A 3,016-nucleotide genomic window follows, 5' to 3' on the forward strand; every position below is an offset into this window, starting at 1 on the left:
CCGCAAGCGGTGGGGCCCTTCAACGTTAGTGCCCGGTGAGGCACTGGCGGAGGATACGAGATTCGAACTCGTGAGGGGTTGCCCCCAACACGCTTTCCAAGCGTGCGCCCTAGGCCACTAGGCGAATCCTCCGCGGCAAACAATACAAGACGTTGAGCCGTGCTCGCGAACTCGTTCCCCCCGCTCGGATCGGGTACTGTGTGCGCAGCCCCTCACGTGGCGCTATCTGACTGAACTCCCCCAGGGCCGGAAGGCAGCAAGGGTAGGTTGGCTCTGGCGGGTGCGTGGGGGGCGCTTGCGTTTGCGGGGTGGGGCGGAGGCTGATCCGGGCGGGTCGGCCCGGGGCGTCGGCCGGTGGCGGTGGGGTCGGGCGGGCAGGAGTCGGCGGGCGTTCCCCGTTGTCAGTGGGCGCCTATAACCTCGTATGTGTGTCGTCCCTCGCGCTGTACCGCCGTTATCGCCCGGAGTCGTTCGCCGAGGTCATCGGGCAGGAGCATGTCACCGACCCGTTGCAGCAGGCGCTGCGGAACAACCGGGTCAATCACGCGTACCTGTTCAGCGGGCCGCGCGGCTGCGGGAAGACGACCAGCGCGCGCATCCTCGCGCGCTGCCTGAACTGCGAGCAGGGGCCCACCCCCACACCCTGTGGCGAGTGCCAGTCCTGCCGGGACCTCGCGCGCAACGGACCCGGCTCCATCGACGTCATCGAGATCGACGCGGCCTCCCACGGTGGTGTGGACGACGCCCGTGACCTGCGCGAAAAGGCCTTCTTCGGGCCCGCGAGCAGCCGGTACAAGATCTACATCATCGACGAGGCCCACATGGTCACGTCGGCCGGTTTCAACGCCCTGCTGAAGGTCGTCGAGGAGCCGCCGGAGCACCTCAAGTTCATCTTCGCCACCACCGAGCCCGAGAAGGTCATCGGGACGATCCGGTCGCGCACGCACCACTATCCGTTCCGGCTGGTTCCGCCCGGGACCCTGCGGGAGTACCTCGGCGAGGTCTGCGGACGCGAGGGCATGCCCGTCGAGGACGGTGTGCTGCCGCTCGTCGTGCGGGCCGGTGCCGGATCCGTGCGTGACTCCATGTCCGTCATGGACCAGCTCCTCGCCGGGGCCCGGGACGACGGTGTGACGTACGCCATGGCCACCTCCCTCCTCGGGTACACGGACGGCTCGCTGCTCGACTCCGTGGTCGAGGCCTTCGCCGCCGGTGACGGGGCCGCGGCCTTCGAGGTCGTCGACCGGGTCATCGAGGGCGGCAACGATCCCCGCCGATTTGTCGCCGACCTGCTGGAGCGGCTGCGGGACCTTGTGATCCTGGCGGCCGTGCCCGACGCCGGTGAGAAGGGGCTCATCGACGCCCCCGTGGACGTGGTGGAGCGGATGACGGCCCAGGCCGGGGTCTTCGGCGCCGCCGAGCTGAGCCGCGCCGCCGACCTCGTCAACGCCGGTCTGACGGAGATGCGGGGGGCCACCTCGCCCCGCCTCCAGCTCGAACTGATCTGCGCGCGCGTGCTGCTGCCCGCGGCGTACGGCGACGAGCGGTCCGTCATGGCCCGGCTCGACCGGATCGAGCGCGGTGTGAACTTCAGCGGGGGAGGGGCAGGGGGCGGACTCGCTGGCGGGACCGGTGGGCCCGCCGTCGGTTACGTGCCTGGGCCCGACGCCCACCCGGGGGCCCAGATGGGCGCCCCCGCCGGACAGCCGGGGCACGCGGGGGCGCCGGGCGGCGGGGCCGCCGCCGCTCGCGCCGCCGTACGGGGAGGGGGTGCGGGGCAGGGGCCAGGAGCTCCCGGTTCCGGCCTCGGTCCCGGTTCCGGCCTCGGCCCAGGTACCGGTGGTGATGCGGAGTCCGGGCCTGCCCACGTACCGGCGGCTCCCGCCGCCGCGTACACGCCCCCGCCCGCTCCCACCGAGCCGGCTCCAGGTCCTGACCACGGTCCCGGTCCGGTCGCGCCTGCCGCCGCCCATGCCCCCACCCCTACCCCCGCTGCGGAGCAGCCGTCCGCCCCGGCCGCCGGCGGTGCGCCCGGTGCCTGGCCCACCGCGACTGCCGTGGGCAGCGGGCGGCGGCCGGGCGGCTGGCCGACCGCGTCCGCCGCGGGCGGAGGGCAGCCCCCGTCCGGAGCGTCCGCCGCGTCCGGGTCCCGCCCGGGACCGGCGTCCGCGCACCCGCAGGCCTCTGCCGCCCCCTCGCAGGGGACCGGAGGCCCCGCCGCGTTCTCCGCTCCTCCGAGCGGTGGGCCCGACCCCCGCACCCTCTGGCCGAACATCCTGGAGGCGGTGAAGAACCGGCGCCGCTTCACCTGGATCCTGCTCAGCCAGAACGCGCAGGTGACCGGCTTCGACGGCACCACCCTCCAGATCGGCTTCGTCAACGTCGGAGCGCGGGACAACTTCGCGAGCAGCGGCAGCGAGGAGGTGCTGCGGCAGGCGCTGTCCGAGCTGTTCAACGTGACCTGGAAGATCGAGGCGGTCATCGATCCTTCCGGCGGCTCGGCGCCTCCGCCCGCGCCCGGAGGGGGCTTCGGCGGCGGCACCGGTGGCGGCGGCTATGCGTCGGGCGGCTACGCGTCAGGTGGCGGCGCCGCTCAGGGCACGGGTGCGCCCCGCCCCGCCCCGCAGCAAGCCGCGGCCCCCGCTCCGGCGCCCGGACCGTCCTCCGCGCCGTCCCAGAACCGCCCGGCGTCCGGTTCCGGTTCCGGCTCCGCGCCCTCGTCCGCGCACCAGCCCCCGCCCCGCCCCGCCGCCCAGGAGCCGCCTCCCATCTCCCCGGAGGACGACACCCCGGAGGACGACGACCCCGACCTCGACGAGTCGGCCCTGTCGGGCCACGAACTGATCGTCCGGGAACTGGGAGCGACGGTCCTGGAAGAGTTCTCAAACGACTGACCGCCCTACTTGCCTGCTGCGACCGGGTGCGGCCGGTGGGGGCGGGCCGCGCGGTTCCTCGCGCCCCTGAAAACCAACGTCCACGTGCGTACGTACCTGCGGGCCCGGTGGGGGTCGCCCGC

At 73.7% G+C, this 3,016-nt stretch carries 1 protein-coding gene, 1 tRNA gene and 1 other RNA gene; 2 read left to right on the forward strand and 1 reads right to left on the reverse strand.

Features of this window, described 5'->3' with window-relative positions:
• Positions 1–44: 44 nt before the first annotated feature.
• Positions 45–132, reverse strand: a tRNA-Ser gene (locus ACFWGJ_RS43000).
• A 71-nt stretch (positions 133–203) separates the two neighbouring features.
• Here ACFWGJ_RS43000 and ffs point away from each other — a divergent pair.
• Both ffs and ACFWGJ_RS43010 read left to right on the forward strand, forming a co-directional pair.
• Positions 204–302, forward strand: an RNA gene (gene ffs / locus ACFWGJ_RS43005) — signal recognition particle sRNA small type.
• Positions 303–428: 126 nt separating this feature from the next.
• Positions 429–2,894, forward strand: a complete 2,466-nt coding sequence (locus ACFWGJ_RS43010) for a DNA polymerase III subunit gamma and tau (RefSeq protein ID WP_387334409.1) — start codon at positions 429–431, stop codon at positions 2,892–2,894.
• The last annotated feature ends 122 nt before the right edge of the window (positions 2,895–3,016 follow it).

The organism is Streptomyces sp. NPDC060205, assembly GCF_042728395.1.
GTDB lineage: Bacteria > Actinomycetota > Actinomycetes > Streptomycetales > Streptomycetaceae > Streptomyces.